Genomic DNA, 5,049 nt, shown 5'->3' on the forward strand with positions numbered 1-5,049 from the left:
TGGCGCGGCGATCTCCGATGCCGACATGGAAAAGGCGATGGCGGCCGACGCAGTGCTGTTCGGCGCCGTCGGCGGTCCCAAATGGGATGCGGTGCCCTACGAGGTGCGCCCTGAGGCCGGCCTGCTGCGCCTGCGCAAGGACATGGAGCTGTTTGCCAACCTGCGCCCGGCCATCTGCTATCCGGCGCTGGCGGCGTCCTCCTCGCTCAAGCAGGAAGTGGTCGAAGGCCTCGACATATTGATCGTGCGCGAGCTGACCGGCGGCGTCTATTTCGGCGAGCCCAAGCAGATCATCGATCTCGGCAACGGCCAGAAGCGCGGCATCGACACGCAGGTCTACGACACGTTCGAGATCGAGCGCATTTCGGGCGTCGCTTTCGAACTGGCACGGACCCGCAAGAACCACGTCACCTCGATGGAAAAGCGCAATGTGATGAAGTCGGGCGTGCTGTGGAACGAGGTCGTCACCCAGACCCACAAGGCGCGCTATTCCGACGTCAAGCTCGACCACATGCTGGCCGATGCCGGCGGCATGCAGCTGGTGCGCTGGCCAAAACAGTTCGACGTCATTGTCACCGACAATCTGTTCGGCGACATGCTGTCCGACATCGCCGCCATGCTGACCGGCTCGATCGGCATGCTGCCGTCGGCCTCGCTCGGCGCGCCTGATGTGAAGACCAAGAAGCGCAAGGCGCTCTACGAACCGGTGCACGGCTCGGCGCCCGACATTGCCGGCAAGGGCATCGCCAACCCGATCGCCATGATCGCGTCCTTCGCCATGTGCCTGCGCTATTCCTTCGGCATGGTCGAGGAAGCCGACCGCGTCGAAAGCGCGATCGCCGCCGTGCTCGACGCGGGCCTGCGGACGAAAGACATCATGTCCGATGGCATGACCGAGGTCGGTACGGTTCAGATGGGCGACGCGATCATCGCCAAATTCCTGGGCTGATACCGTGACGGTCGACGTCCGCTGGGCGACGATCGAGGACGCCGCGGCACTCGCGGCCATGCTGTGCGAGATGGCTGTTCACTACCGGCAGCCGCCTCTCGATGCCGACCGGGCCCTGTCTGCCGCACGAAAATGGCTTGGCGAGGAAAGCCCGGCCTATCCGCATTTCGCGCTCGCCTTCGTCGACGGCGAGGTCGGCGGCCTGGCGTCGGTGGCGATCGCGCATCCCGGCATCGATCTTGAGCGGCTGCTGTTCCTCAAGGATCTGTTCGTGTGCGAGAAGGTTCGCAACGCCGGCGTCGGCCGGGCGCTGATCGGCTTTCTCGCCGATCATTGCCTGCGCGAAGGCATCGGTCGGATCGACCTGACCAGCGAGGACTGGAACGAGGGCGCACTGCGCTTCTACGACCGGCTTGGCGCCGAACGCCATGGCCAGAAGGTCTTTCTCAGGCTTTCGGGCGAGGCGCTGAAAAGCGGCTAGCTCCTGACGCCTGCCGGCACTGGTCCCCAAGGGTTTTCGCCCACCTGGGACGGCAGAAGTCCGAAGACCAGCAAGGCAATGCTGCCAATGGGAGTGATGAAGCCCAGCAGTGCAAACCAGCCGCTCAGACCCGCGTCATGCACACGCCGCACGACGAGGGCAATCGACGGCAGGATCAATCCCGAAAAGAAAACCAGCAAGGGTATGAGCCCTATGGCCCTCATCGGCGTCCTGTCCGCATTGGTTTTGAAGCCATTGAACGCCAGGTCAACGAGTATTCCGAAGCCTAGAAGCGCCAATATCCCGAGGGTGTAGAATAGCCAGAAGGCCCAGAATTCCTTGCGGCGGGCGCGACCTTTGAAATTGCTATAGTCTGCAATTATCGCGCGCCAGAAGTAAGCCCACAGACCCGTGGAATAGGCGGGCCTGCTCTCGGCCGAACGGCGTGGCTGCCGAGGCTGGCCCGTGCTTGGCGATGGCGCTGTCGGTGTGACGGCGACTATATCGTGCGCCGTACCGTCATCCGGTTGAAACTCGACAAGGGCGCCCCTGGCGAGGGTCACCCCCTGATTCAGATCGTTATGGGTGAAGATATAGCGCTTGCCGTCGATACCGTTGATGTATCCGTAATCCTGATCCTGGTCGTAGTGAAGCACCGCACCGCGCATAACCAGCCCCCCATTCACGCTAGCGATGGCGGATGCTACCCAGGGTTGGGTACGATTGCAATATGCACGCAAACTATATTCTGACGCCCGCAGGCACCGGCCCCCACTGGTTTTCCCTGGCTTGTGTCGGGATCAGTGCGAAGACCAGGATGATCAGGCTGCCGATGGTCGGGATCAGGATCAGCAGGCAGAGCCAGCCCGACAGGCCGATGTCGTGCAGCCGGCGCACGATCATGCCGAGGCTGGGAAGAATTGTCGCCAGCAGGAACGTGCCGCACAACCCGACCGTTATCGCGCCCGAAATATCACTGTCGAAACCGCCCATATCCATATCGGTGTACAGGCCGATGCCGCCGATGATCAGCAGGCAAACCGTCCAGAACAGGCAGTAGCCCCAATATTCCTTGCGGCGGGCGCGTCCGGCGAAATTGAAATAGTTCTGCGTCACGCCGCGCCAGAAATAGCCCCAGAGATCGCCGGGCTCGGCTATCTCGGAAGATCGACCGAAATGCTGCGCAGCGGGCGGGACCACTGCGGACGGAACGCTGGCCTGGGCCGGTGCGGCCTTGACGCCGGGGTCGGCGGCGGTCGCAGTGGCAGTCGGAGCGGCGATCGAAAAAACGTCGCGCGCCTGGCCGCCACCCGGCTGGAACTCGACGGCCGCGCCCTTCCGCATAGCAGTTTCCCGGCGCAGGTTCTCGCGGGTGAAGGTGTAACGGTTGCCGTCGGCCCCGGATATGAAGCCGAAGCCCTGGATCTCGTCATAGTGAAGTACTTCGCCGCGCATTTGCCACCCCCGCTCGCCACGTCCCGGCCGAAGGTGGCACAGGGCCGGGCCGATGGGCAAGACGGCCAGCATGGCTACCGTCTTCGCGGCAAATGAAGCATAAGGCATCGAGTGCAACCGCCTTCGACGGAAGCAGAACATGACAGTCGAGAGTCCTGACAGTAAAACCGTGATTGAAGATGGAGGGGAAAGAAGACCTCCCAGGCTGGCCATCGACGCCACCGGCCTGACGTTCTGGCCGTCCGGCCAGGGACTTGTCGGCATCCCACGGGTGGAAAGCTTTCTCGTCAGCGCAGCCCTGGCCGATCCCGACCCTAGCGTGGAGGTGGTGGCGTTCCGACCGTGGGAAGGCCGGTTTCGCCCCCTCGCTCCTTTCGAGCAGGACCATGTCGCGACGGGCGAGATTTCACCCTGGCGCCTCAAACGATGGCCTGGGAGACGCACGGCGATGTCGCAGGCCCTCGAAGCGGTGAGGCAGCAGCCATGGGGCAAGCGCGACGCCGACCGCCATCTCGCCAAGACGGTGACCCATGGCCGCAAAGGGATTGCCTATCAGGCGACGAGGCTGCTGATCAGGGCCTATCGTCTGTACCAGCGGGCGCGGATCCAGTCGGCCCCGCGTCAGGTTCCAAGCCAACCGAACGAGACCGAACGCGGCTTTGTCCTGATCAGCCATCACATTCTGACCGGGGACGACCGAACCGCCGTCTCGGGGCGCGCCGGTGGCCTTGCGTTTCTTTGCCACGATCTCATCCCGACACTGCGCCCCGACATGGTTGGTATGAGCCCTGGCGAGGCTCGCTACGGGTCATATCTCGAGCACCTCGTGCGTTCCGGCGCGCCGGCATTTTGTGCATCCGACGAAGTTGGTGCGACGCTGACCGATCATATGCAACAGGCAGGCGTCACGCAGCCGGTGGTATACCGGTTTCCGATGCCGTCCATCCTGTACGAGACGGCTTCGCGCATCGGCCAGACTTCGCGCATCGAGGCCGACGAGCCGTTCGTGCTCTATTGCTCGACCATCGAAGTGCGCAAGAACCACATCCTGCTGGCACGGATATGGCAGCAGGCGCTCGACGAGGACGTCAAGCTGCCGCGGCTCGTCTGCGCCGGGCGCTGGGGCTGGATGATCGATCCGCTGCGCGCCTATCTTAAGGCTCATCCGAGACTGCTCGAGCGGGTTACGTTCACCGGAGCGATCAGCGATGCGGAGCTCATCCGATATTATCGCAGCGCTTCCTTCGGCGTCTTTCCCTCGCATATCGAGGGCTGGGGCTATGGCGCCTCGGAATGTCTCGATTTCGGCATTCCCGTCATCGTCTCGACCGCGCCGTCGCTGATCGAGGCGAGCGGCGGGCTGATGCCGGCGATCGATTCCAATGACCAGGCCGGCTGGTACGCTGCGATCCGCAGGATGGCGGAGGATTCTGGCTGGCGCTCGTCGCTGACGGAACGCATCGCAAAGCAGCATCGCCCGACGCCGGCATCGGCCAGCTGGGCGGCCATCAAGGCTGGCCTGCAGGCAAGCGCGTCCCTCCGGCCAAAGTCCTAGAGCAATTCTAGGAAAAATGTGAAGCGGTTTTCCCGGGAAAACGCATAGCGTTTTCCCTTGGGAATTGCGTCAAAACAAAGAGTTAGAGCAGATCGCCGTTTCCGTGAAACGGTGAAATGCTCTAGGCGGGCCGCTTCTTCGCCTTCTTGTGCTTGGGCGCGCCGGTGGTGTCGAATTTCGGCTTGCCCGGCTTCTTCGCCCATGGCTTTGCATCATGCGGGGCGGCCGGGCGCTGATCGACTGCTGCCGGTGCACGTTTTTCGAATTTGCGCTTCGGCGCGTTGGGGTCGAACGGCGCCTTGCCGCGATGCGGCTTCTTGTCGGGGCTTGGCGGCTGATAGCCGGCGCGTGAAAGATCGGGCGTACCGTCGAGCCGCTTCACCAGGATGTTGCCTTGCAGCTTGCGGTCGGGACCGATCGCGGCCAGGAAGCGGTCGGCCCAGTCGGCTGATATCTGCACGTAGGTCTCTTCCGGCTGCATCTTGATGGCGCCGATCTCGCGCTTCGAGATGCTGCCGGTGCGGCACAGCATCGGGATCAGCCAACGTGGCTCGGCATTCTGCCGACGCCCGATCGACAGCGAGAACCAGACGCTGTCACCGAAATCGT

5 protein-coding genes and 1 pseudogene (1 of these 6 only partly in view) are annotated in these 5,049 nt (G+C 63.2%); 3 read left to right on the top strand and 3 right to left on the bottom strand.

The annotated features are described in order from the left end of the window. Positions 1–949: 3-isopropylmalate dehydrogenase (gene leuB, locus EOC06_RS12255; protein ID WP_245469517.1), on the top strand; the 949-nt coding region annotated here is incomplete at its 5' end. Between the two features lie 4 nt (positions 950–953). After that, positions 954–1,430 carry a GNAT family N-acetyltransferase gene (locus EOC06_RS12260; RefSeq protein WP_128307880.1) on the top strand — a complete coding sequence of 159 codons (477 nt, stop codon included), beginning with the start codon at positions 954–956 and terminating at the stop codon, positions 1,428–1,430. Here the strand turns inward: EOC06_RS12260 and EOC06_RS12265 are convergent. Next, entirely contained in the window at positions 1,427–2,098 is a 672-nt protein-coding gene (locus EOC06_RS12265; protein WP_128307881.1) for a DUF805 domain-containing protein, read from the bottom strand. The genes EOC06_RS12260 and EOC06_RS12265 overlap by 4 nt on opposite strands. Before the next feature lie 73 nt (positions 2,099–2,171). Further along, the gene (locus EOC06_RS12270; protein ID WP_128307882.1) at positions 2,172–2,885 is read right to left on the bottom strand and encodes a DUF805 domain-containing protein; all 714 of its coding nucleotides are present in this window, start codon (positions 2,883–2,885) and stop codon (positions 2,172–2,174) included. A 139-nt stretch (positions 2,886–3,024) separates the two neighbouring features. Here EOC06_RS12270 and EOC06_RS12275 point away from each other — a divergent pair, with 139 nt between their 5' ends. Continuing rightward, positions 3,025–4,440 (top strand): glycosyltransferase, encoded by a 1,416-nt coding sequence (locus EOC06_RS12275; protein ID WP_128307883.1) that lies wholly within the window; start codon positions 3,025–3,027, stop codon positions 4,438–4,440. Between the two features lie 121 nt (positions 4,441–4,561). On the opposite strand, the pseudogene EOC06_RS12280 reads toward EOC06_RS12275, so the two are convergent. After that, positions 4,562–5,049 (bottom strand): annotated as a pseudogene (locus EOC06_RS12280) (DEAD/DEAH box helicase); it runs 1,406 nt beyond the window's last position.

Source organism: Mesorhizobium sp. M7A.F.Ca.MR.362.00.0.0, from assembly GCF_004023175.1.
In the GTDB taxonomy this organism is placed as follows: domain Bacteria; phylum Pseudomonadota; class Alphaproteobacteria; order Rhizobiales; family Rhizobiaceae; genus Mesorhizobium.